This is a genomic window from Paenibacillus sp. sgz302164 (assembly GCF_056120505.1).
Genome location: NZ_JBVYOL010000020.1, coordinates 117,147 through 142,104, shown reverse-complemented (window position 1 = coordinate 142,104; position 24,958 = coordinate 117,147). Strand labels below are relative to the sequence as shown.

The 24,958-nt window shown below is 55.0% G+C and carries 20 protein-coding genes and 1 rRNA gene; 17 read left to right on the top strand and 4 right to left on the bottom strand.

The features are described 5' to 3' along the window. The first annotated feature begins 29 nt into the window (after window positions 1-29). Window positions 30-146: ribosomal RNA gene (gene rrf / locus AC0LWT_RS28325) — 5S ribosomal RNA — on the top strand. Between the two features lie 149 nt (window positions 147-295). On the opposite strand, the gene AC0LWT_RS28320 is transcribed toward rrf, so the two are convergent. Beyond that, a complete protein-coding gene (locus AC0LWT_RS28320; RefSeq protein WP_474684644.1) occupies window positions 296-1,297 on the bottom strand; it encodes a LacI family DNA-binding transcriptional regulator in 1,002 nt (333 codons plus the stop codon). 305 nt (window positions 1,298-1,602) lie between these two features. Here AC0LWT_RS28320 and AC0LWT_RS28315 point away from each other — a divergent pair, with 305 nt between their 5' ends. From AC0LWT_RS28315 to ggt, 9 genes are all read left to right on the top strand, one after another. Continuing rightward, the gene (locus AC0LWT_RS28315) at window positions 1,603-2,970 is read left to right on the top strand and encodes an ABC transporter substrate-binding protein (RefSeq protein ID WP_474684636.1); all 1,368 of its coding nucleotides are present in this window, start codon (window positions 1,603-1,605) and stop codon (window positions 2,968-2,970) included. A gap of 24 nt (window positions 2,971-2,994) precedes the next feature. Next, entirely contained in the window at window positions 2,995-3,885 is an 891-nt protein-coding gene (locus AC0LWT_RS28310) for a carbohydrate ABC transporter permease (protein ID WP_474684635.1), read from the top strand. Further along, complete coding sequence (locus AC0LWT_RS28305) at window positions 3,885-4,703, top strand: carbohydrate ABC transporter permease (protein ID WP_474684634.1); 819 nt, start codon at window positions 3,885-3,887, stop codon at window positions 4,701-4,703. The genes AC0LWT_RS28310 and AC0LWT_RS28305 overlap by 1 nt, the downstream gene beginning before the upstream one ends. Window positions 4,704-4,909: 206 nt before the next feature. Then, window positions 4,910-6,394, top strand: a complete 1,485-nt coding sequence (pucL, locus tag AC0LWT_RS28300; protein ID WP_474684633.1) for a factor-independent urate hydroxylase — start codon at window positions 4,910-4,912, stop codon at window positions 6,392-6,394. Next, window positions 6,391-6,747 (top strand): hydroxyisourate hydrolase, encoded by a 357-nt coding sequence (gene uraH, locus AC0LWT_RS28295; RefSeq protein WP_474684632.1) that lies wholly within the window; start codon window positions 6,391-6,393, stop codon window positions 6,745-6,747. Before pucL ends, uraH begins: the two co-directional genes overlap by 4 nt. A 30-nt stretch (window positions 6,748-6,777) precedes the next feature. Then, window positions 6,778-8,226, top strand: coding sequence for an allantoinase (locus AC0LWT_RS28290; RefSeq protein WP_474684631.1), 1,449 nt, complete (start codon window positions 6,778-6,780; stop codon window positions 8,224-8,226). Further along, window positions 8,219-9,502 (top strand): Zn-dependent hydrolase, encoded by a 1,284-nt coding sequence (locus AC0LWT_RS28285; protein ID WP_474684630.1) that lies wholly within the window; start codon window positions 8,219-8,221, stop codon window positions 9,500-9,502. The genes AC0LWT_RS28290 and AC0LWT_RS28285 overlap by 8 nt, the downstream gene beginning before the upstream one ends. Beyond that, a complete protein-coding gene (locus AC0LWT_RS28280) occupies window positions 9,489-10,730 on the top strand; it encodes a pyridoxal-phosphate-dependent aminotransferase family protein (protein WP_474684629.1) in 1,242 nt (413 codons plus the stop codon). Before AC0LWT_RS28285 ends, AC0LWT_RS28280 begins: the two co-directional genes overlap by 14 nt. Further along, the gene (gene ggt / locus AC0LWT_RS28275) at window positions 10,724-12,319 is read left to right on the top strand and encodes a gamma-glutamyltransferase (RefSeq protein ID WP_474684628.1); all 1,596 of its coding nucleotides are present in this window, start codon (window positions 10,724-10,726) and stop codon (window positions 12,317-12,319) included. The genes AC0LWT_RS28280 and ggt overlap by 7 nt, the downstream gene beginning before the upstream one ends. Window positions 12,320-12,576: 257 nt before the next feature. On the opposite strand, the gene AC0LWT_RS28270 is transcribed toward ggt, so the two are convergent. Next, a complete protein-coding gene (locus AC0LWT_RS28270) occupies window positions 12,577-13,089 on the bottom strand; it encodes a hypothetical protein (RefSeq protein ID WP_474684627.1) in 513 nt (170 codons plus the stop codon). Between the two features lie 361 nt (window positions 13,090-13,450). Here AC0LWT_RS28270 and AC0LWT_RS28265 point away from each other — a divergent pair, with 361 nt between their 5' ends. Genes AC0LWT_RS28265 through AC0LWT_RS28245 form a run of 5 tightly spaced genes read left to right on the top strand, consistent with a single transcriptional unit; the run spans window position 13,451 to window position 19,262 of the window. Then, a complete protein-coding gene (locus AC0LWT_RS28265; RefSeq protein WP_474684626.1) occupies window positions 13,451-15,004 on the top strand; it encodes an ABC transporter ATP-binding protein in 1,554 nt (517 codons plus the stop codon). After that, window positions 15,001-16,131, top strand: a complete 1,131-nt coding sequence (locus AC0LWT_RS28260) for an ABC transporter permease (protein WP_474684625.1) — start codon at window positions 15,001-15,003, stop codon at window positions 16,129-16,131. Before AC0LWT_RS28265 ends, AC0LWT_RS28260 begins: the two co-directional genes overlap by 4 nt. A 19-nt stretch (window positions 16,132-16,150) precedes the next feature. Further along, complete coding sequence (locus tag AC0LWT_RS28255; RefSeq protein ID WP_474684624.1) at window positions 16,151-17,080, top strand: ABC transporter permease; 930 nt, start codon at window positions 16,151-16,153, stop codon at window positions 17,078-17,080. Between the two features lie 43 nt (window positions 17,081-17,123). After that, a complete protein-coding gene (locus tag AC0LWT_RS28250; RefSeq protein ID WP_474684623.1) occupies window positions 17,124-18,263 on the top strand; it encodes a BMP family ABC transporter substrate-binding protein in 1,140 nt (379 codons plus the stop codon). A gap of 21 nt (window positions 18,264-18,284) precedes the next feature. Beyond that, window positions 18,285-19,262: a Rieske 2Fe-2S domain-containing protein gene (locus tag AC0LWT_RS28245; RefSeq protein ID WP_474684622.1), complete on the top strand. Its 978-nt coding sequence runs from the start codon at window positions 18,285-18,287 to the stop codon at window positions 19,260-19,262. 76 nt (window positions 19,263-19,338) lie between these two features. Here the strand turns inward: AC0LWT_RS28245 and AC0LWT_RS28240 are convergent, their stop codons facing one another. Then, window positions 19,339-20,409, bottom strand: coding sequence for a DctP family TRAP transporter solute-binding subunit (locus AC0LWT_RS28240; protein ID WP_474684621.1), 1,071 nt, complete (start codon window positions 20,407-20,409; stop codon window positions 19,339-19,341). A gap of 940 nt (window positions 20,410-21,349) precedes the next feature. Between AC0LWT_RS28240 and AC0LWT_RS28235 the strand changes: the two genes are divergently transcribed. Together AC0LWT_RS28235 and AC0LWT_RS28230 are read left to right on the top strand one after the other, a co-directional pair. Then, window positions 21,350-22,969 (top strand): ATP-binding protein, encoded by a 1,620-nt coding sequence (locus AC0LWT_RS28235; RefSeq protein WP_474684643.1) that lies wholly within the window; start codon window positions 21,350-21,352, stop codon window positions 22,967-22,969. Then, the gene (locus tag AC0LWT_RS28230) at window positions 22,947-23,645 is read left to right on the top strand and encodes a response regulator (protein ID WP_474684620.1); all 699 of its coding nucleotides are present in this window, start codon (window positions 22,947-22,949) and stop codon (window positions 23,643-23,645) included. The genes AC0LWT_RS28235 and AC0LWT_RS28230 overlap by 23 nt, the downstream gene beginning before the upstream one ends. A 19-nt stretch (window positions 23,646-23,664) precedes the next feature. On the opposite strand, the gene AC0LWT_RS28225 is transcribed toward AC0LWT_RS28230, so the two are convergent. Then, complete coding sequence (locus AC0LWT_RS28225; RefSeq protein ID WP_474684619.1) at window positions 23,665-24,795, bottom strand: stalk domain-containing protein; 1,131 nt, start codon at window positions 24,793-24,795, stop codon at window positions 23,665-23,667. Between the last annotated feature and the right edge of the window lie 163 nt (window positions 24,796-24,958).

The following is a 24,958-nucleotide window of genomic DNA, read 5'->3' as shown; positions in this document are numbered from 1 at the left end:
GATTGATGTTTCCTGGCAGAAACATCCTGTTTGGTGATGATGGCGGAGGGGATCCACGCGTTCCCATCTCGAACACGACCGTTAAGCCCTCCAGCGTCGATGGTATTTGAACCGAAGGGTTCTGGGAGAGTAGAACGTTGCCAAGCACTAGAAATAGCCTTCTTGAGAAAACAATCTCAGGAAGGCTATTTTTTATTGTACGTGGCGTGCCTAGCGCCGCGTTGCAGTTCTTTGAAACCGACAAAGCAGCCTCTAAACAGGCTGCCTTGTCGGTTTTTTTGATTTGCCGGCGGCTCTAATGACAGGTCTGGCGTACGAGCAGCTCAGGCTCTACCATGACAGCGCTGGACTGAAGCTGGTGATTCATTAAATCAAACAGCATCAGGGCGGCCAGCAAGCCGATTTTTTCTTTGTCCTGCCGCATTGTGGACAGGGGAGGATACATATATTTGCATGCTTCAATATCGTCGCATCCGATAATTGCCACATCGTTCGGGACGGCCATTCCCCTTTCCCTCAAAGCTCGCATAGTGCCGATCGCCAAATGGTCGGAGGCTGCGAATATGGCCCGCGGGAGCTGTCCGCGGCTTAACATTTCTTGCATCGCGAGATAGCCGCTGTTTTCGAAAAAATCAGCCTCGCTTACAAACCAGCTGTCATTCACGGACAGCCCGAAGTTTTGCATAGCTTGCTTGAGATAACCCTCCCGCATTCTGGAAATCGGACTATGGCTTCCGATAAAGCCGATCTCCTTAAACCCCTGCAAATAATAGTGTTCCACGACTTTATTAGCCATATTGGAGTTGTCTGTCATAATAAATCCGGAATTGCGCCCCGTTAATTCGAGGTCGATGCCAATACAGGGAATATCGCTTTGATCGAGCTCGGAGATGCAAGGCTCCAATTCCTCCCCGGATATCAATATGCAGCCGTCAACCTGAAAATAGTTGCACCTGGCCAGATAATCTTTTTCGGAATCATGGAATTTCTCATTTGAGAAAAAAATTAAATCATAGCCGAGAAGGCCGATGCGCTTTTTAAAAGAGTTAATTACATCGATAAAAAACGGATGATTGAATTCGGCATTGATTTTTCCGGCGTAGATGACTCCGACCAGATTGGATTTTTTGCCGCCTATGGCCGCTTTGCCCGTGGAGGATGATTGATAGCCGGTTTCTTGAATGATTTTAAGAACCTTTTGTTTGGTTTCTTCGCTTACTTCATCGTAATTATTCAAAATTTTGGAAACGGTAGAAACGGATACCCCGGCGAGTTTAGCAATTGTATTAATCGTTATTTTCAATGGGCTCACCTCTTTTTGCCTTCGATGCCAAAGAGCAGATTTTCGTAATTAATCTTAACATATTGAAACTTTTCGTCAATGAGAAATCGGATTTTAACGAAAGTTTTCGCGGTTTTTTAGGGATTCCACGAGAAAATCGTGTCTATTTAGCATTATTTTACGAAAACAAGCAGAAAAACTTCTAAAAAAATCTTTACATTAACGAAAATTTCGTGGATAATGTTTCTTGGAAACGGGATTTTTTCCAAATACTGATATGCTAAGTTCATCATTTCATATTGAATCCAGGGGGAAATCTAATGCTCAAAAAATGGTCTTTAGGACTCGTATCCTTAGTTACGGCTGTATCATTGACGGCATGCGGAAGCGGAAACGATGTAAGCGGGGGCTCCGGCGGAGGATCGACTGCAGCGTCTTCTGGAAGCGATTCCGCGAAAGGCGGAAGCGACAAAGCGGTTACTTTGAAAATTATTCATTGGAAAAATGAAGCCGCTAACAAATGGTTCGACAAGTTTAACAAGAAGTTTGAGGAAAAGTATCCGAACATCAAAATCGATTATACGACGGTTCCTTCCGACGATACGTTCAAGCAGCTGCAGCAAACTCGTATTCAAGCAAATGATGTGGACATTATTACGAATATGTCCGCGCTTGTCGGCGCTCCGGCCGATTGGTCCAAAGGCGCAGCCGATCCGGCATGGAAGCAATGGATTGACGCGGGCTTGATTACGGATCTTTCCGATCAGCCTTTTGTCAAAAATTACACGCCCGAATCGATTAAGGACGGCGGAACCTACAATGGAAAAGTGTATGGCATTACAACCGGGTCCGTGGCTTTCTCCGGACTGTTTTACAATAAAGAAATGTTCGAGAAGAACGGCTTGAAAGCTCCGGCGACATGGGACGAATTCGTTAAAGTGCTCGATACGTTAAAAGCGGCGGGCGTTTCGCCGATCGGATTTGCCGGCAAAGACATCTGGCCGATTAACCTGGCCGTTCAAGGGCTGCAGGCCAGCGTTCACAAGGATCAGCTTGCTTACATTAAAGGACTATGGAACGGCTCAACCAAGTTCACCGATCCCGAAGCGATCGATATTTTGACAAAAGCGCAAAAAATGATGACCTATGCGGATAAAGGCTTCATGGGCGTCGATTACGCCTCGCTTCCAGGCCTGTTCGCTCAGGGCAAGGTTGCGATGATCGCCGACGGAACGTGGGATGCTCCGACGATTGCCGCGGCAAATCCTAATCTCAAATTCGGCTACTTCCCGATTCCGGGGAGCTCGGACCCGACGCAAAATAAAGCGCTCGCAGGTAAATACGATCTGACCTTCATGGTCGCGGAAAAATCGAAAAATAAAGATGCCGCAATGAAGTATCTGACCTTTTTCTCCGAGCCGGCGAACTATGCGGAATATGTGAACGATGTAGGCTTCCTGCCCGTTCAGAAGAATGTGGATCTGAAGAGCGCGTTCATCAAAGAGCTTGAACCGAACATCCAAGGCTTTAAGCTCGCTTGGGATCAATTGTTCATCAACCGCAACAATGCAGGGGAGCACGTAGCTGGGTCCAGCGTTCACGCGGAGTTCCTGACACCTGCCGGGCCGATCAAAACGCCTCAAGAGCTGGCGAATTTAAGTCAAAAAGAGTGGGATGCCGCGAAATAGCATTACGTGAAATGAGGTGTGAACGTGTACCCGTTCGCTAAAGGTTTCCGCAAACATGTGCCTCTTATGCTTTTGTCGATTCCGTTGATGCTTTATCTTGTGTTCGGATTTTTGCCTTCTCTCGGCACGGTATTGTTTTCGTTTACGAACATGACGGGGCTCCCGGGACAAAAATGGCAGTTTGTAGGATGGCATAATTTCCAGCGATTCTTTTTCTCTTCCGATCAGCAGGAACGGATTTTGGGCATAGAAAGGACGCTTTACTTTTCGCTTGCCGTGACGATTTTCCAGAACGGAATTGCTTTGTTCGCAGCCGTTCTTCTCAATCAGCGCCTGAAGGGCGACGGCTTTTTCCGGGCGGTATTTTTTCTTCCGGTTGTGCTTGGCGTCACGGTGTCGGGGCTTGTGTGGAAAATGATGTTCAACCCCCTGGAAGGGCCTGTGCAGAAAATATTGGGCTGGTTCGGAGGCCATTCCAATTTCCTGGGCAGCTATGACGCGGCTTTTCCGCTCGTTATTTTCGTTCAGATCTGGATGTACATGGGGTATTCCATGGTCATTTTCCTTGCGGGCTTGCAGACGATTCCGAAGGATTTGTACGAAGCCGGATATATCGACGGCACTTCGCCGTGGCAGTCTTTTCGCAACATTACGTTCCCGCTCATTGCCCCGTCGTTTACGGTAAACATTCTTTTGTCGCTGATTGGCGCTTTGCAAACGTTCGATACGATTTTTGTGCTGACGGGCGGGAAGTTTCACACGAATACATTGGCGGTGGACGTGTTTAACGCAGCATTTACAAGTACGCAGGATTTGGGGTATGCTTCCGCGGTGGCGATGATCCAATTTGTATTCGTTTTTATCGTTGTTGCGATTTCACAGTATTACTTGCGTAGAAGAGAGGTACAGATGTAATGAGACGAAGCGCAGTATTAAATCTGTCCTCTTATCTGATTATTCTCATCCTGGCGGGCCTCTATGTAATACCTTTGTTTCTGGTGCTGAACACTTCGGTAAAGACGGTCGAAGAATTCAATTTAAGTCCTAACGCCCTGGCGTCGTCGATACATTTGGATAACTTTGTCCGGGCTTGGAAGCAGGGGAATTTTGAGGATTATTTTTTGAACAGTCTGGTGTACACGTCCACCTCCACTGTGCTGACCTTGATGCTCTCGCTGTTTGCGGCCTTTCCGCTGGCCAGAGGTTACGTAAAATGGAGTTCGGCCATTTATTTTTTCTTCCTGCTGTCGATCTTCCTGCCTAACCCGCTGGTGCCGCAGTTTAAACTGATTCAATGGCTCCATCTGTACAACAATCCGGTAGGCTATGTGATTTTGAAAACTACAGGAACAGGCATCGTCTTCATGATGTTCGTAGGGTACATCAAATCGATCTCCAGGGAGCTTGATGAAGCTGCAGGTATGGACGGGTGCGGATATCTTCGTTATTTGTTCCACATTATTTTCCCTTTGATGAAGCCGGTGGTGGCGACGGGGGTGACATTGACGGCTATACAAACCTGGAACGATATTATCGGTCCGATCATTTATTTGTCCAGCTCGAAGTATGCGCCTGTTACAAAAGGCTTGTTCAGTTTCTATGGGCAGTACACGAACCAATGGCCGCTCTTGGCTTGCGGGATCATGATTATTGTTTTTCCGCTGCTGGTGCTGTATTTGTTCGTACAGCGTTATTTGGTAGACGGGGCGCTGGCAGGCGCGGTGAAGTCTTGAATAAAGTTGTCTCTAAGGCGGTTCTATACGTCTTAAGGGGCAACTTTTTTTTGTGGCCATGTAATTTTTACAAAAATAAACCGGCTTGTTATGTCTGGTTACAAACTTGCGTTATACAAATTGACCGCCTCCGTGTACGGATTTACAATAAAACAAATTATTGAGTTGATATGCAAAAAAAGTATCGGATTTAGAGGTGATGGCGAGTGATTCTGACATTGGAAAAGGTTAATGGGCTGGATCGGGAAGGTTTTATACTCGCTTTCGGCGCACTTTTTGAGCATTCGCCATGGATTGCGGAGCAGGCGTGGCATGCCGCGCCGTTTGCTTCCCGGCAGGATTTGATTTCGGCGCTGGAGCAGGCGGTTTGGAAAGCGGGCGAGGAAGCGCAGTTGGCGCTTTTGCGGGCTCATCCCGATCTGGGCACGCGGGTGGCAATGACGGACCATTCCGTGCTGGAGCAGGCGGGGGCCGGTTTGGACCGTTTAACCCCGCAGGAGTACGAACAGTTTTTGGAGCTGAACGATCAATATACGAAAAAGTTCGCTTTTCCATTCATTATGGCGGTCAAAGGGCAGACCAAAGACTCCATTCGCGAAGCGATTCAAATGCGTATCCACGGCACGGCGGAGGAAGAAAGGGCGAAAGCGCTGCGGGAAGTTTGTAAAATTGCGCGTTTTCGGCTGGCACAAATTTTGAAAATGGAAACGGAGGAATCCATCATGCATACAGAAGCGCGGCAAGAAAGAATGATGTATTACGGAAAAGGCGACGTGTGGGTATACCGTTCCTATGCAAAACCATTGACGAATGTGAAGCTGATTCCGGAATCCGGTTTTACGGGGCGGGATAACATTCTTTTCGGTATGAACATTAAAGTTGCGGTCAGCGGGGAGCGGTTTTTCACATCTTTTTCGGAGGGAGATAATTCCCAGGTTGTAGCTACGGATTCGATGAAAAATTTCATTCTGCGGCAGGCGGGAGAGTATGAAGGCGCTACGGCGGAAGGGTTCCTTGAATTCGTCGGGCGCAAATTTCTTGAAACATATCCGCAAATGACGGGCGTCCGGCTGACGGCGGATCAGGTGCCTTTTGACGAGCTTCCGGTTTCCGGCAAAGACGGCTTCGCGGCCAGCGAGCTTGTATTCCGGTATTCGCATAACGAACATCCCACCGCTCTGATCGAGGTTGCGCGGACCGGGGAGGGAATCGTGATTGCGGAGCATTCGAGCGGGCTTGGGGACATTAAGCTGATCAAGGTAAAGGGCAGTTCGTTCGCCGGTTTTGTCAGAGACGAGTATACGACGCTGCCGGAATCGTTTGATCGGCCTTTGTTCATATTTTTGGACATCGCCTGGCGGTATGCGAACGTGGAGGATGCACTCGATTCGGATCGCGGCGGTTATGTGGCTTCCGAGCAAATCCGCGATATTGCGCACACGATGTTCCATGAAGAGAATTCTCCGTCGATTCAAAATCTGATTTATAAGATCGGGCTGCGCGCCCTGAGCCGTTTTCCGCAGCTTGCGGAGATTCGCTTCGAGTCCAATAACCGGACTTGGGAAACGGTGCTGGAATCGGCGAAAAACAGCGAGGGCAAAGTGTTCACGGAGCCGCGGCCGCCGTACGGTTTTCAAGGGTTCTCCATGACGCAAAGCGATGTGGCGGAAAGCGGCGGAGCCGGGCGATGAGCGGTGCGCTGACTACGCATGTGCTGGATATCAGCGGCGGCTGCCCTGCGCAAGGAGTCAGGATTGAGCTGTTTCGCCTGCAGGGCCGGGGGCTGGAGCCGCTTCGCACAGTTGTCACCAATGAAGACGGGCGGATCGGCAGCGCGGTTTTATCGGCTGAGGAGCTGGTTCCGGGGGTTTATGAGCTGGTCTTTCATGTGGGCGATTACTTTCGGGGCAAGGGCACCCTTTTGCCGGAGCCGGCTTTTTTGGATCAAGTGCCGATTCGGTTCGGCGTAGCGGATTCGGAATCTCATTATCATGTGCCGCTGCTGATTGCTCCCTGGGGCTACAACACGTACAGAGGCAGTTGACGAAGGGAGCGGCGGGAGGAGGAGAAGCTCTTGGAACATTTTGACCTGATTATCAGAGGCGGAAGCGTTGTGTTCAAAGATAAAGTTTACCAAACGGATATCGGCATACGCGGCGGAAAAATCGCCGCTCTGGCCGGGCATCTTGGCGAAACGGCGAGTGCTGCAAGCACTTATGATGCCGCAGGACTGCATGTCCTGGCAGGAATGGTCGACGCGCATGTGCATTTGAACGAGCCCGGGCTGGGCCACTGGGAAGGCTTCGCCTCCGGTTCGGCCGCGCTTGCTGCGGGGGGCTGCACGTCCTACGTAGATATGCCGTTGAACGGCGTTCCTCCGACGGTGCGCATTGAAGCGCTTCAACAGAAGCTGGATGCGGCGGGCGAGGAATCCTGCGTGGATTTTGCGCTATGGGGCGGATTGGTGCCCGGCAACGTCGGCGAGCTGCAGGCGCTGGCGGATGCCGGCGTCGCCGGATTTAAAGCGTTCATGTCCTGTCCCGGCGGAGAAGGGGAAGATATTTTTGCGGAAGTCGACGACTGGACGCTGTTCGAAGGGATGAAAGAGATAGCCAGCCTTGGGAAGGTGCTGGCTTTGCATGCCGAAAGCGAGCCGATCGTAGGCAGGCTCGCCCGTGAGTTTCAAGCGGCCGGCAAGCGCGGCGCGGCGGACTACGTCAATTCCCGACCGGTGCTGGCCGAGCTTGAGGCGGTGAACCGGGCGTTGTTTTTCGCGGAGCAGACGGGGTGTGCGCTGCATTTTGTGCACATCAGCAGCAGCGAAGCGGTGGAGGCGATCGATCGGGCGAAAGCGAGAGGCATGAATGTGACGGTGGAAACGTGCCCGCACTATCTCGCGCTCAGCTCCGCCGATCTGGAGAGGCTCGGTCCTGTCGCCAAATGCGCGCCGCCGCTGCGCAGCCTGGAAGAACAGGAGCGCCTGTGGTCGGCGGTGTTGGAGGGACGGATCGACATCATCGCTTCCGATCACTCGCCGTGTCCGACGGACATGAAACAAGGCGATATGTTCGAAGCGTGGGGCGGCATAGCCGGCGCGCAGAGTTCCATGGAGCTAATGCTGGACGAAGGGCATCTGCGCAGAGGGGTGCCGCTGCCGGAGCTGTCGCGAATGCTCTCGCTGCATCCGGCGCAGCGCTTCGGCCTGCATCCGCGCAAAGGTGAAATCGCTATCGGTGCGGACGCGGATTTGGCCGTTGTCGATCTGCGGCACGGCTATACGCTCCGGCAGGACGATTTGCTGCAGCGGCACAAGCACAGCCCGTATGTCGGCCGGACTTTCGGCTGCAGGGTGCAAGCAACGTTGTCCCGCGGGCGGTTCGTATACGAGCTGGGGCAAGGGATTGCGGCCAAGGGCAAGGACGAGGGCAAGGACGAGGACAAAGCCAAGGACAAGGACAAGGACAAGGGAGCCGGGACGTGGCTTCGCCACAAGGATGCGGAGGGAGGTGGCGGCAATGGCTAAAATGGCGCCCGATTCGTTTCATCTTTTATCCCTTTATTCCGAGCGGCTGACTTCGGTATTGGAGTGGCTCGCCGGTTACGGCGCCGACCCGGAAGGAGGCGTTACCCGGCTGCTGTACACCAGGCCATGGCTGCAGGCGCAGCAAGCTTTGGCCGCGAAAATGCAGCATTTCGGCCTGGAGGCGCAGTTCGACCCCGTCGGCAACCTTTACGGCAAGCTGCAGGGCACGAACGGCAAATTGAAGCCGGTTTTGACGGGCTCGCATATCGATACGGTCAAAAACGCCGGAAAATATGACGGCGCCTACGGCGTAGCTGCCGGGCTGCTGGCGCTGGCCTTTTTGAAAGCGGCGTACGGCATGCCGAAAAGGACGCTGGAGGTCGTATCGCTCAGCGAGGAGGAAGGCAGCAGATTTCCGCTGGCCTACTGGGGCTCCGGCAATGTGACGGGAGTGATGTCCCTCGCCGACGCCGAAGGCAAAACGGACGTTGACGGCGTCACGTTGAAAGAAGCGATGGAAGCTGTCGGGTTCGGCGCGGCTTCGTTGGCCGACTGCCGGCGGGACGACCTCGAAGCTTATATCGAGCTTCATATCGAGCAGGGCGCCGTCCTTGAGCGGCTGGATAAGCAGATCGGCGTCGTCACGGCGATCGTCGGCCAGAAGCGTTTTACGGTCCGGCTGGAAGGCACGGCCAATCATGCGGGGACGACGCCGATGAAATGGCGGTACGATACGCTGGCCGGCGCCGCGGAAATGGCCGTGCTGGTCGAAAGCATGGCGCTGCAGGAAGGGGAGCCGCTCGTGGCGACCGTGGGGCGATTCGAGGTGAAGCCGGGGACTCCCAACGTAGTGCCGGGGGAAGTGGATATGACGCTCGACATCCGGCATACGGACGAAGCGAAAATGAACGCTTTTACCGCGGAACTTCTTGGCAAAATGAAGCAAATTGCGGCAAGCCGAGGGCTCCGCCTCGCCGTTCAGGAGCGGCTTCATGTCCCGCCGGTAGGCATGGACGAAGGGATTATGCGCGATATCGAGCGCATATGCGAGTCCTACGAGCTGGCCCATATGCGGATCGCGAGCGGCGCGGGCCACGATGCGCAGCTGTTCGCGGAATGCTGCAAGGCGGCGATGATTTTTGTGCCCAGCCGTTCGGGAATCAGCCACAATCCGCAGGAGTACACAGCTCCTGAAGATCTGGAAGCGGGATTCCAGACGCTGGTCCATTTACTATATGAATACGGCTATGGAGGAAAAGCGGATGAAAGCATATAAAGATTTGGCGCCTTCTTTGCGAACGATCATGACGCCGGGCCCTGTTGAGGTCGATCCGCGTGTGCTGCGTGCCATGTCTTTTCCGATATTGGGGCAGTTCGATCCGGAATTTACGGAATTAATGAATGAGACGATGGAGATGCTGCGGGAGCTGTTTCAAACCGAAAACCGCTGGTGTTACCCGGTGGACGGCACTTCCCGGTCGGGCATAGAGGCCGTTCTCGTGAGTATCATCGAGCCGGGGGACAAAGTGCTCGTGCCGATATACGGGCGTTTCGGCAATCTGCTCGTCGAAATCGCCGAGCGGTGCGGCGCCGAAGTCGTCATCATCGAACGCGAATGGGGCGGCGTCTTCGACCCTGCGGAAATCGCAGCGGCGATTCGCCGGGAGCGGCCGCAGATCGTCGCCATCGTCCACGGCGAGACGTCGACGGGCTGCATCCAGCCCCTGGAGGGCATCGGAGCGGTATGCCGCGAAACCGGCGCGCTGCTCGTCGTCGACGCAGTCGCCACGATCGGCGGCGTGCCGGTCGAGACCGATGCGTGGCAGCTTGACGCGGTGATCGGCGGCACGCAAAAATGTTTGTCCGTGCCGGCGGGAATGGCGCCGATTACGTACAACGAGCGTGTGGAAGCGAAGGTGCTTCGCCGCAAGTCGATCGAAAGAGGGCTGCGCGACAAAGCCGCGGATCCGCGCGAGGGGCAGACGGTCCCAAGCAACTATTTTGACCTGGGGATGCTGCAGGATTATTGGAGCCCGGCGCGGCTCAATCACCATACGGAAGCGACGTCCATGCTGTACGCGCTGCGCGAGGGGCTGCGGCTCGTGCTGCAGGAAGGCTTGCAGCGGCGCTTCGCCAGGCACAAGCGGCATGAAGCGGCGCTCGTCGCGGGATTGCGTGCGATGGGGCTGACGCTGTACGGCGATCTGGCCTGCAAGCTCCCGGTCGTCACCTGTATCCGCATTCCCGCGAATGTGATGGGGGAATCGGTGCGGTCCATGCTTTTGGGCAGCTTCGGCATCGAGATTGCCAGTTCATTCGGCCCTTTGAAAGGGCAAATATGGCGGATCGGCACGATGGGCTTCAGCTGCAATCAAAAAAATGTGCTGCATGTTCTAGGCGCGCTCGAAGCCGTGCTGCTCTGGCACGGAGCGGATGTTCCGGCAGGCAAAGCCGTTCAGGCTGCGTTAGCCTTTTATGCCCGGGAGGAGGAAGCTCATTGCTGAACATTATGCCTCGTTCCGAACGTGCGATGATTGCGACGCCGCATTATTTGGCGAGCAGCGTCGGCAGCATGGTTTTGCAGCAAGGCGGCAACGCTTTTGACGCCGCAGTGGCGGTCAGCGCCGCGCTCGCCGTCGTGTATCCCCATATGACCGGGCTTGGCGGGGATGCTTTTTTTCTCATCTACCATCCGGCTTCGCGGAAGTATGTAGCTTTTAACGGCAGCGGCCGGTCGGCGGCGCTCGCGACGCCTGATTTTTATAAGGCGAAAGGGTTGGATGCGATTCCGCAAAGAGGGATTTTGAGCGCCATTACAGTGCCCGGGATGGTCGATACCTGGTGGCAGGTGTGGCAAAGCTACGGCAGGCTGGCATGGGAGCAGCTTTTGGAGCCGGCGGTTCGCTATGCGGAGCAAGGTTTTCCGATTTCCAGAAACCTGGCGTATTGGATGCGGAAAAATGAACCGCTCATTCGCGCCTCCGAGGCTTTGAGCGCTGTGTATATGTCTGGCGGCAAGCTGCTGCAGGAAGGAGACCGGCTCTTGCAAAAGCAGCTCGCAAATACGCTGCGGACGGTGCAGCGGGAGGGCAGGGACGCTTTTTATAAAGGGTCTGTGATGCGGGCTTTGACGGCGGCTGTCGAGCGGGACGGGGGCTTGCTTCGCGGGGAGGATTTTGAGCACCATTCCGGGGCCTGGGTCGAGCCGATTTCGGCGTCCTACCGCGGGTACGACATTTATCAGATGCCGCCCAATTCGCAGGGCTTTACCGCTTTGATGATGATGAATATGCTGGAGCATGTGGAGGTTGGCCAAATTCCGCGTTCTACGGCACAGTTTTATCATTTGATGACCGAGGTGATCAAAAAGGCGTTCCGCGACCGGGACCGCTTTTTGACGGACCCCGATTTTCGGGACATTCCTCTGGACCGGCTGATTTCCAAAGAGTACGCCAAGCAGCTCTGGAGCGAAATCGAGTCCGCCCCGGTGTATGCGCAGCCTTATTTGTCCCCGGCGATCGGGCAGGATACGGCTTATGCGGCCGTCGTCGACGAGGAAGGCAATGCGGTATCGTTTATCCAAAGCTTGTATTTTGATTTCGGCTCCGCGTATGCGGCGGGGGATACCGGAGTGATTTTGCAAAATCGCGGTTCGTTCTTCTCGCTGGATACGGCCTGCGCGAATGTGCTGGAGCCGGGAAAGCGCTCGTTCCATACGCTCATGCCGGGGATGGTGGCGCGTGGCGGGAAGCCCTGCATGCTGCTTGGCACACAAGGCGGGGAAGGGCAGCCGCAAACGCAGCTGTCGATCCTGACAGGGGTGCTCGACTACGGGCTGACGATTCAGGAGGCGATCTCGCTGCCGCGCTGGGTGTACGGGCGCACGTGGGGCGAAGACGGAGACGCGCTGAAGCTGGAGCATCGTCTGGATGCGGATGAATACGCCAAGCTGAGAGAATGGGGCCACAGCGTAGAGACAGTGGGCGAGTGGGACGGCATTATGGGCCAGGCGCAGGGCATCGTCATCGATCCCGATGGGATGATGAGCGGCGCAGCCGATCCGCGCGGAGACGGCACAGCCATCGGATGGTAATCCGGACGTTATAGGGATGATGGAAACTGACATATTGGAACAGTGCATTGGTTGCGACGGTGCACTGTTTTTTATTGTCTGGCTAGGACATTGTGAGTTTCGGCTTCTGTGGATAAGTTGGTAATGTTGGGGATAAATGTATTTTTTTGCGCTTCAGGAGGAGTTTTTTTGACTGGAGTATGAGGGCGCATTACAGCGCTAAAGTGGCAGGGCGGTTCGGCGGACCCGCTAGGCGGCGATAACCGCCGGCAAGCGGCCTAGCAGCGTGTCAACCTTGCAAATGTGCCAAAGTGCCAAAGTGCCAAAAATGACAAAAGTTCCAAAAGCGCCAAAGTGCCAAAGTGCCAAAGTGCCAAAGTGCCAAAGTGCCAAAGTGCCAAAGTGCCAAAGTGCCAAAAACGCCAAAGTGCCAAAAACGCCAAAGTGCCAAAATCGTCCAAATCGTCCAAATCGCCCGAAATGAAGGGTTTTTCGACGGAACCTGCCCGTTTGGCGGAAAAACCTGCGATCGTGCAGAAATTGCCTGCGGATGTTTGGCTAGAGGTACAATTTGGCCAAGAAGCCTGACATTTGCAGGAGTGCTCCAAAAACAAGCGCATCAAAGGGGGGAAGGTGTACATTTCAGGCTTGAGAGAAACCCATACGCTGGAGCCGGCCGTACAATCTGCCTGTTTGAGCGAAGAAAACCTGCAAAAGTGCAGTTTTTGCTCGGGCGCTACGCTGGCCCAGGACATATTCCTGCAATTGTGCAGGCTTTTCGCCTCGAACATGGGCTTAGATTCACTTTCAGCGAAAATTCCTGCACAATTGCAGGCTTTTTCCCTACCAAGCCGCCTTGTCCCCCCACTTCAGCACCGCAACCTGTGCGGGAGAGAAGAACGGCTTTCAGCACCGCAACCTGTGCAGGAGAGAAGATCGGCTATCCCTCCCTACTTCAGCAAAGTGCAGACTTTCTTATAACTTGCTTTTTATATGTCAGATAATCGACCATCTTATGTTTATTTTATAAAAAACAGTCGTTCCCTTGTGTTTTTCACCAAAATAATGTCATGTTAATTGACGCGCAATTCGCATTTCTTTATAGTGAATCTTAATTATTTCACTGATCGCTGGGCAGCTGGGGGGATGGGGATGGAAGTCGCCTATACGGTGGAGATGAAGCAGATCGTCAAACGGTTCGGTACCGTGCTGGCCAACGATCATGTTGATTTTGCCGCAAAAAGCGGGGAAATCCACGCGCTGTTGGGCGAGAACGGGGCCGGAAAGAGCACGGTCATGAGTATTCTTTCCGGGTTGTATAAAGCCGACGCCGGGGAAATCCGGCTGGACGGAACGCCGGCGAGGCTCGGATCGCCGAAAATGTCTATGGCGCACGGGATCGCCATCGTGTACCAGCAGTTTCGCCTTGTGCAGACGATGACGGCGCTGGAAAATGTAGCTCTCGCGGAAAAAGGCGCTTTCTGGCACGGGAAAGCATGGCTGCGGCGAAAGCGGGAGGATATCCGGCAGACGGCGGAACAGTACGGTCTGGAAGTGATTTTGGACCGGCCTGTCTGGCAAATGTCTGTCGGCGAACAGCAGCGGGTGGAAATTCTCAAGACGCTGTATCGCGGAGCCGGGATTATTTTGCTCGATGAGCCGACGGCGGTATTGACGCCTGCGGAAGCCGAGGCGCTGTACGCGACGCTCGAAGAGATGAAGCGGCAGGGGAAGACGGTCGTCGTTTCCACACATAAATTGAAAGAAGTTATGGCCTCCGCCGACCGTATTTCGGTGATGCGCAAAGGAAGGATGATCCGGACGATGCTGAAAAGCGAGACCGGCGCCGCCGAGCTTGCGGGGCTTATGGTCGATAAGGGGACGCTTATCCAGTCCCCGTCTCCATCCCCGGCAGAGCGCGCAGTTCCGGGCGAAACACTGCTGACGGTGAGCAGTTTGACCGCCAAAGGCGATCATGGGCACGCTGCGCTTAAGTCGGTCGACCTCGAAGTCCGTCAAGGGGAAATCGTCGGAATCGCCGGCGTCGCGGGCAACGGGCAAAAGGAATTGGCCGAAGTGCTGACAGGTCTAAGACCGCAGGTCAGCGGAACGATTGTTCTGCGCGGGGAGCAGGTGCAGCATAAATCGGTGCGGCAGCGGATCGACATGGGCGTCGCGCATGTGCCGGAGAACCGCATGAAGACGGGGCTGGCGGGAAGCTTGGGAAGCATGGACAATCTGCTGTTCAAATCGTACCGCTCCTCGGGGCGCAGCCGTCTGGGCATGATGCTCGCGCAAAGCAATCAGGCGTGGGCGTCGCAGCTGATCGGGCAGTTCGATGTGAAAACGCCCGGCGTGCATGCGCCCGTGCAGCAGCTGTCGGGAGGCAACCAGCAAAAGCTTGTTTTTGCCAGGGAGATTTCGCAAAATCCCGCGTTTCTTGTAGCGATGCACCCGACGCAGGGGCTGGACATCGGCGCTGCCGGGGCGGTGCACCGGATGCTGCTGGATTTGCGCAGCCGGGGGAGCGGCGTGCTGCTCATCTCGGAGGATTTGGACGAATTGCTGCAAATTGCCGACCGCATTCTGGTCATTTACAGCGGCGAATTGATCGGCGGCTTCCGGGCGGAAGAGGCAGACCGGGAGCGCATCGGTTTGTTGATGGCCGGGATCAAGCCTGCAGAGGAGGAGGAGGAAGCGGTATGAAGGAAAAGCTGCTGACCGCGCTGCCGGCGGTTGCCGGCGGCGAACCGCGTTCGTGGAAGGGACGGCTGCCGTTCCGCCTGGTGCGGCATTCCTCCGGGCGCAGCCCCTGGTGGGTCCCACTCGTATCGGTTATTTTGGCGCTGCTGTTCTGCGCCTTGTTCATCGCTTTGAATGGCATCAACCCGCTGCTCGTCTACGGCAAAATGCTGCAGGGCGCCTTCGGCTCCCGCTACGGCTGGAGCGAAACGCTGGTCAAAGCGATCCCGCTGCTGCTCTGCGGCATCGGCGTCGCGGTCGCCTACCGCATCAACGTGTGGAACATCGGCGCCGAAGGGCAGTTCATCGTTGGCGCTGTTGCGGCAACGGCGGTCACGGTCTACGTGCCCGGTCTGCCGGGTGCCGTGGCGATTCCGGTTATGCTCATAGCGGGCACGGCTGCCGGCGCCCTGTGGGGACTGCTTACGGCGATTCCGAAAGTGTACTTTCAGGTCAATGAGCTGATTTCGTCACTTATGCTGAATTACATTGCGCTTGCGCTGCTCGATTATTTTGTGTTTGGCCCGTGGAAAGATCCGAAGGGCTTCAATTTCCCGGGGACGCCGATGTTTACGCCGGGTGAACAGCTGCTTACTTTTGCCGGCACGAGGGTTCATCTGGGTTTGATTTACGGTTTGCTTGCGGTGCTGCTGCTGGCTTTCATCGTTTACCGCACCCGCTGGGGGTATGAGTGGAAGCTGCTTGGAGCCAATCCCGACGCGGCTAAGTATGCGGGCATAGGGATCAAGAAGCACATTTTGCTGGTGATGCTGATCAGCGGCGGGGTAGCGGGGCTAGCGGGCATGTGCGAAGTATCGGGCGTCGCGCATCGGTTGATGTACGGGATTTCTCCCGGCTACGGATACACCGCCATCATCGTCGCCTGTCTGGCCAAGCTGAACCCGTTCGGGATCGTGTTGTCTTCCGTTCTGTTCGGGGGGCTGATCGTCGGCGGCTACAGCGTTCAATCGATCGGACTGCCGCCTTCGATGTCGCTGATGCTGCAGGGAGCTATCTTGTTTTTCGTCATTGGCGGGGAGCAGCTTAGCAGGTACCGGCTGGTCGGGGTCGGGCGAAAGGCGGAAAGCTAGCGGGCAGGAGGCGAGGGGCATGGATTTTTACACAAGTTTGTTGATTGCTGCCATCACGGCCGGTACGCCGATATTGTTTGCTGTGCTGGGCGGGATTTTGTCCGAGAAATCCGGCGTCATCCATTTGGGCGTGGAAGGGTTGATGCTTGTAGGCGCGGTTACCGCGTGTTCGATTTATTTGAAAACGGGGAGCCTGCCGCTTGCGGTGCTTGGCGCTCTTGCCGTAACCGGCGCGCTGGGTGCGGTTCATGCTTTTTTGACGGTGACGCTGGGGGTGAATCAGGTCATCAGCGGTTTGGCGATGACGCTTTTCGGAACGGGGCTCAGCGCTTATGTCGGCAAGCCGATTGCCGCCCATCCGATTGCGGGAGCCGTGCCCAAAGTGAATGTGCCGTGGCTTGACGGGATTCCGCTCATAGGTCCGGTGTTCGCGCATCTCGATTTGCTCGTCTGGTGCAGCTTTGCGCTCACCGCTCTGCTGTATGTTTGTATGTACAAAACTTCGTGGGGCCTGAAGCTCAGCGCGATCGGCGAAAGCCCGGGAACCGCGGATGCGATGGGTATATCCGTCCTGGGCGGGCGGTATGCCGGCGTGATCGCCGGGTCGGTGCTGATGGGCATGGGCGGCGCGTACTTCATTCTCGCGTATACGCCGAGCTGGATCGAAGGCATGACGGCGGGGCGGGGCTGGATCGCGGTGGCGCTTGTCATTTTTGCCAGGTGGAATCCGCTCCGCGCATTGTTTTGCGCTTATTTTTTCGGCGGGCTGGATGCGCTGGGCTTTCGGGTCCAACTGCTGGAGCATGCGATTTCGCCTCATTTTCTGAAAATGCTGCCTTATATGATCACGATTGCCGTGCTTATGTTCGAGGGCTGGCGAAATCGCGGCAAGCCGCGGGCCGGTCCGGCGTCATTAGGCATCCCGTACGAGCGGGAGAAGCGGATTTGAGCACAATGTGCATTGCCGATGAACGGGGAGGAGAGAAAATAATATGAAAAAAATGATGTTATCGTTAACCGCACTCATGCTTATGATCGTGACGGCTTGTTCGCAAGAATCGGCGAAGCCCGCCGGTACGGCGGAGCCCTCGGCAGCGCCGTCCGCTTCGGCGGCAGCAGTAACGCCTGCGGCGGAGAAAAAGCTTCCGCGGGTCGCATTCGTTTACATCGGCGTTCCGGGCGACGGCGGCTGGACGTATGAGCACGACCAGGGCAGGCTCATGATGGAGAAGGAGCTGGGCATCAAGTCGACGACGGTTGAAAACGTACCGGAAGGCGCCGATGCCGAACGGGTGTTCGAGGAGCTGGCGCAAAAAAACGACGTCATTTTCGGAACGAGCTTCGGCTATATGGACCCGATGTACAATGTGGCGAAAAAGTACCCGAATGTGAAGTTCCTGCACGCAACCGGCTATAAAACATTGCCGAACATGGGAACTTACATGGGCCGCGAGTATCAAAGCGCCTACCTGGTCGGCATGGCGGCGGGAAAACTGACGAAGAACAAGCACCTCGGCTACGTGGGCGCTTATCCGATCCCGGAAGTCATTTACACGATCAATGCATTTACTCTCGGCGCGCAAAGCACGAATCCGGACATTGACGTCTCCGTCGTTTGGAGCAACACCTGGTTCGATCCGGCTACCGAGAAGCAGGCGGCGATCAGCTTGCTGGATAAAGGCGTCGATGTGCTGGCGGCTTACCAGGATTCACCGGCCAGCATCCAGGCCGCTGCGGAACGCGGAGTATGGGGCATCGGCAACGACTCCGACATGGGCAAATACGCGCCTGAAACTTACATTTCCAATCCCAAATGGAACTGGGGACCGTACTATACGCAAACCGTGAAATCGGTGATCGACGGCACCTGGAAATCGGAGGCATATTTGGGCAGCATGAAAGACGGCATCACGACGACGGCGCCTTTCGGCAAAAACGTGCCGCAGGACGTCAAAGATCTTGTCGAGAAGAAAAGACAAGAAATTTTGAACGGCACTTTTGAAGTATTCCAGGGGCCGATTACCGACCAAGACGGCAAAGTGCGCTTTGAGCAAGGGAAGAAAATGACGGATGAAGAGATTTTGAGTACGAACTGGTTCGTGAAGGGAATTAAAGGAACCATTCCGAAATAAGAGCGAAGGAGAGTGCGGGCGATGACGATCCAAGATTCGGTTTTGCTTGCGGAGTGGCATCCGGTGCTGTTGTCGTCGGCCTTGACGGAGCGTCCGGTTGCCGTGCAGGTGCTGGGTGAGCAAGTCGTTGTGTTCCGCACGCCGCAAGGGGTGCATGCGTTCAAAGACTTGTGCATCCACCGCGGCGTGCCGCTGTCGCTCGGCAAAGTCGCCGGCGATGAGCTGGTATGCGCTTATCACGGCTGGTCCTACGACGGCTGCGGCGCCTGCACGCGGATTCCGGCGCTGCCTGCGGGTCAATCGATTCCGTCGAAAGCAAGAGCGGTAACTTACGCATGCGTCGAAGCGCACGGCCTCATCTGGACGTGTCTCGGCACCCCAGCCCTGCCCGAACCGGTAATCGGCAAGCACAAGGAAGCGGGCTTCAAGGAAGTGTTCATGGGCCCGTATGCTTTGCAGGCCGCAGGTCCGCGGCTCGTTGAAAATTTTCTCGATGTGTCCCATCTCATGTTCGTGCATGAGGGGCTGCTCGGCGACAGCCAGTTCGCGGAAATTGCGGACTATCGGGTGTATGAGGAGGACGGCGTGCTTCGCTCCGATGAAATCGTCGTGTATCAGCCGGATCCCGACGGCACGGGGCGGGGCGTGTACAGCCGCTACGTGTACGAGGTGTTCTCGCCGCTGTGCGTCGCTTTTACGAAGCGGAGCGACGATACTGACCACATTTTCCGGCTGTTCCTGATGGTGCTTCCGGAAACCGCGCAGCGGAGCAAAGCTTTTATGATCAAGCAGCGCAATTACGCCCTGGAGGAGCCGGACGAAGTGTTCATCCGCTTTCAGGACGTTCTTATCGAACAGGACCGGGAAATGGTGGAAAACCAGAAGCCCGAGCTGCTGCCCCTTGATCTGCAGGCGGAGCTGCATTTGAAGTCAGACCGGATGAGCATCGCTTACCGGCGGATGTTGAAGGAACTGGGCGTAACGTTCGGCACAGCGTAAAGCTGTCGTTGAACGTGCCGTGCCGCAGAACGTATAGAAAAAGCCGATTTCCCGCTGTGCGCGGGGGAGTCGGCTTTTATTGTTCATGCCCGCCGGAATAGCGGCGCCGAAGCTCGTACACGGCACCCATCAGCTCTTTGCTGACGTAGCTTTCCGTCTCTCGATAGACCGGTTCGAGCGTCTGCATCCATTCACTTCTTTCCGCTTCCGTCAGAACGTGGATGTTCAATTGATCGACCTTTTTCAGTTCCTCCAGTTGGAGGCTGTTGAGGGAAACCGCATTGGCATTCGCCCAGGCCGTCGTTTCCTGCATCGCCGCGGCAATCACCGCTCTTTGATCGGCGGGCAGCTTTTCCCAGAACGATTTGTTCACCAGCACCCCGTAGCCCAAGTAGGCGTGATTGCTCAGGGTCATATATTTTTGCACCTGGTAGAGCTTTTTCGAATAGATGTTGGAAATAGTATTCTCGCCGGCGTCCACCTCGCCCGATTCCATGCTGCGGTACGATTGGTTGAACGGGATCGGGAGCGTTTTGGCTTTCAGCAGACGGAACTGGGCTTCGATAACTTTGCTCGGCAGTATGCGAAACTTCAAATCGCGAAAATCTTCCGGGTGGACGAGCATGCCGCGGTTCGAAGTCATTTGCTGAAACCCGTTCGCCCAAAAGCCCAGGCCGACCATGCCCTTCGGCTCCAGCTCGCGCAGCAGGATGTTCCCGATTTTGCCGCGAAACGCCTCTTCGACAGCCGCATCGTTTTGAAAAACGAACGGAAGGTCCATGATCATCCATTCGGGCACGACCTGAGAAATGTTAGAGAAGCTGGGGGCGATCATCTGTATGCTGCCGCGCTGCAGCGCCTCGACTTCGTCCGGTTCATTATAAAGCTGCCCGTTCGGAAACAGCTCGACCTTGATGTTGTCGTTCGTTTTGTCCTTGACCAGTTGGGCGAACTTTTGCGCAGCCAAGCCTTTGGGCGTATTTTCCGCGACGACAAAGCTGAATTTGATCGTAGTCTGCTGCCGGAGGCCGATCTGCTCATCGTCATAAACCCGGGGGCCGCTGTTAAACTGCGAGGAAAATCCGATGCCGACCGCCGTCAGGAGGCCGATCAAAACGAACAAAGCGATTCCCGCAAACGCTCTCATGCTTACCTCCCCAACCTCCTCCATAGTATAAAAACAGTGTATCATATTGTATGATAATGTAAGAAATATGAAAATTGCGCGAGACCAGCCAGTCGGAGTCAGCACCGGAGTTGGCGCTGCAGCAGGCGTTAGGGCATAGGAAAGACTCCCGGGGCCGGATCTGGAGCCGGCGCACCTCTGGCATCGAGTGGAAAGCCTGCAAAAACACCATGACGTCGCGGGCGGTCACCTACAGAGTGAAAATAGTCAGGTTTACTGACTGGGTTCTATTTTCGTATATTGTGCAGCTTTTTGCTCTGTGATCCGTGTACAATTAAACGTTCGGCTGCCCGGAAACCCGCACGCTAGAGCTTTCTCGCCTGGTTGCGCGAAGAAAACCTGCAAAAGTACAGTTATTTTCTCACTGATGTGCTGGCAGCGAAAAATTCCTGCAAATGTGCAGGCTTTTCGCCGCGAACAGGGGCTTAGATTCATTTCGAACGAAAATTCCTGCACTATTGCAGGCTTTTCGCTAAAATGAACCGTTTTTAGGGAAAAAACCTGCACTTTCGCAGGTTTTCTCCGGCAAGCCGCCTCGGGTCCTCACTTCAGCGCCACAACAGGTGGCAGGAAAGGAGTCCCCCGCTTTAGCGCCGCAATCCGTACCGCCACTCCGGTCCAGAACGATCTGAAAGAGCTTCACAATCTGATTACCCTGGAGAGGCATGGATTGGGGAAGAGCAGCTGCGCCCGTCCGGTTTCCATCGAAAAAACCTGCACTATCGCAGGTTTTAAGGATAGCCCTAAGCGGTGAGCTGCGTGCGGCGCTGTGATTGACAGTATAGCCGGTGACCAACGTGCGGCGCCTGACATCGACCGACCGCCGCCATGCAGCGCAACTCCGCGCGCTGGGAGCTGCGTGCGTTTTTTTTACAGAAATATAGGGGGTGCGGCGTTGAAGATCAAGGGGCTTCGCATGAATTGGAAAATAGCCATTTTGTCCTGCGGCATCGTGCTGTTTGCGATCTGCATCGGCGGCATCATATTGATCGGCCGGGTCGTGCATGTGCAGGAGCAGGAGCTCGGACAGCGGCTGCTCGTCACTGTGCGGACGGTAGCGCAGCTGCCCTCCATTATCGGCGGGCTGTCGCCGCAGGGCAGCCGGCAGGACATCAATCCGATCGCCGAGCGCATTCGGATCATTAACGACGTTGATTATATCGTCGTCATGGACATGGACGGCATTCGCTGGTCGCACCCGTCGGCGTTGCGGATCGGGCAGCGGTCGGAAGGGGCGGACGAGCATTCGGCTTTTGCCGAGCATACGTATTTGTCCAAGGCGACCGGCGAGCAGGGGACGGCGCTCAGAGCGTTCGTACCGGTCATGAACGAGCAGCATGAACAAGTCGGCGTCGTGCTCGCCGGGCAGCTGGTGCCCGGTTTGGCCGGAATCATTTCCGACATGCGGGGGCAAATTTATGTGACGGTCATGCTGTCCATGCTGTTCGGCGTGTGGGGCTCGTGGATGCTGTCGAGGCATATCAAGGAGCAGATGTTTCGGCTCGAACCCGAGGAAATCGCCCAACTGCTCGTAGAACGAACGGCCACCTTCAACGCCATGCATGAAGGCGTAATTGCCATCGACAGCCGCGAACACGTAACGGTGTTTAACGACAAAGCCAAGCGCATGCTGCACATCGAAGGGGACGTGCTCGGCCGCCCCATCCGCGAGGTGCTGCCCGATACGCGGCTGCCGGAAATTTTGCAGCTGAATCATGCCGTTTATAATCAGGAGCTGCATATAGGACCTGCACTCATTTTGAGCAATCGCGTCCCGATCAAAGTCGGCGGGCAGACGGTCGGCGCCGTGGCGATTTTTCAGGACCGCACGGAAGTGACGAAAATCGCCGAGGAACTGACCGGTGTCAAGGCGTTTGTCGATGCGCTGCGCGTGCAAAATCATGAATATATGAACAAGCTCCATACGATCGGTGGGCTGATTCAGCTCGACAACAAGCAAAAGGCGCTTGATTATTTGTTTCAGACGATGGAGGAGCAGTCCGAGCTGAGCAGCTTTGTGTCCAGCAAAATCGCGAGCGAGCATGTGGCCGGGCTGCTGATCGGCAAGATCAGCCGCGGCAAGGAGCTGGGCATCGAGGTTCGTTTGGACCGGGAAAGCAGACTGCAGCGGTTTCCGGAATATTTGGACCAGCACGATGTGGTCGTCGTTCTGGGTAATTTGATCGAGAACGCCTTCGATGCGTTGAAGCATAAAGAGGGCGGCAAGGAGATTTTTATCAGCATCGAGCAGGATGACGAGCTGCTGTCTATTTTGGTCGAGGACAACGGGAGCGGGATGAGCGAAGAGACGAAGCGGCGTATATTCGAACGGGGGTTCTCGACCAAAGCCGCGGAGGGCCGGGGCATCGGTCTGCATTTGATCCGAAATATCGCTAACAAAAGCGGTGCACACATGGAAGTAGAGTCGGCGGTCGGGCAAGGAACGAGCTTTATATTGACATTTCCGATGATGGACAGGAGGAAGGGGGACGAGACGGATGTTCAGAGTCGTACTGATTGAAGACGATCCGATGGTGCTGGAGGTGAACAAGCAGTTCGTCGAGCGGGTTGCCGGATTCGAGATCGCGGGAACGGCGTCAGGAGGCCGGGAGGGGATGGACAAAGTCCGCGCGCTGCAGCCGGATCTCGTCATTTTGGATATATACATGCCCGATCAGAACGGGATCGAAACGCTGCAGCAAATCCGCCATGAACAGCTCGGCGTGGATGTCATCGTCATTACCGCGGCCAACGATATTCCGACGATTCAGCGGATGCTCCGTCAAGGGGCGATCGATTATATTATGAAGCCTTTCAAGTTCGAACGGGTTCGGGAAGCTTTGGAAAATTACCGCATGATGAAAAGCGGGCTGAACAAGGAGACGACCTTGTCGCAGGCCGATCTGGATCAATTGCTCCGCGGCAAACAGGCCCGGCTTGAGACCGCCGGACCTTTGCCTGAAGCGAGTTTGGACCTGCCCAAAGGGTTGCAGGAGCTGACGATGAAGCAGGTGATGATGTTTCTTATGCAGCAGCAGAAGCCGCTGTCCGCCGAGGAAGTCGCCGAAGGCATCGGTTTGGCAAGGGTAACAGCGCGCAGGTATTTGGAATATTTGGAGAAAAACAAGCAGGTCAAGCTGGACCTGGAATACGGCGGCATCGGGCGTCCGGTTAACCGGTACGTATGGGTCGGCTGACTTCCGTGCTTGCAGCAGCTTATTTGCTTTTGAAACGGGATACCGGAATCTGGAATTCAGGCATGCCCAGCACATATGGCGTATATTCATACAAGGAAAAATAGACGACGATCGAATCGTCCTGCAAATAGAAGCCTTGGTTGTCGCGGATCGTCTCGAACGGCTCCAGAAGCTCGTATCCCCGCTCTTTGATTTGCTTCTTGATTTCGTCATTGATGATTTGTTTGTAGTTGGCGTCGTTTTGGGCCGCTTGCTTGAGCGTAATTTCATCCCCGGTCGCCAAATCGAACGTATGCGCGTTCCAATCGGTCATGCCGTGGGCGCCGCCCGTGTATTGATACACTTCAAAATACATGCTCAGTTGATTTTGCTGATTGTATGTCACCCGATAATTAACGTCAAAAACGAAATGCATATCGGGATCGTCTTTGCCCAGATCCGCTTTCATCTGCTTCAGCAGTTCCTGTGCGGACGCTTCGTATTTCGCCGCTTCCGACTTCATGAAGGCGTTGATTTTTGCGCTGACTGCGCTATTCGCCAAACCTTCGATCTGCGGGTATTGAATCGTAACGGTTTGTCCGCTTTGCGTGTGATCGGCCGACAGGTTGGTCAGCTTGAGCGAATTTTCCTTGATCGGCTGAATCGAAATCAGGCGGTTCGCGCTATCGTATCCGATTTTGTAGCCCATCTGTTCAAGCAAAAACCGCAAGGGCACATAAGTAGTCCCCTGCACAATAACAGGCGGCAGCGTGTCGTAAAAGCGATGCCCGTTCATTTCGTACTCCGTGTTTTGATTGCTCAGTTTCATGGTCTTGTTCGTGCCTGTAACCGTAACCTTTTTCGTTGCGTCATCCCAGGTGGCGGCAAGACCGAGCTGTTTGCCCAAAAAAGCAAGGGCGACATAAGTGTCTCCCTCCTCATTGACCGCTCCCGGAACGACTATTTTTTGATCCCCGATTTGAATATTCAGCGTGGCAGATTTGAGCTCTACGTCCGAAGAATAGTCTGCGGCCAGTGCGGTACCGTTGAAATAGGGCAGACCGGCTCCGGCGGCCCCTATGATAAAGGCGGCTGCCAAAGGGAGTTTCATCCATGCCGGGCTCTTTTTGCGAGTATGCGGTTGCTGTTTCAACATATTTAATGTTTTCAAGTTATGCAGCTCCTTTCGCTATGTATCTTTAATTATAATAGAAAGGACGGGCGGAAGGGTTCAAAAGTTTAAAAAAACAGTGACCAAAAAGACCATAAATACCAATATGGTCAAATTCTTCACGCCTTGATTTGAAAGCGATATCATGAAAACTGTAACTTAT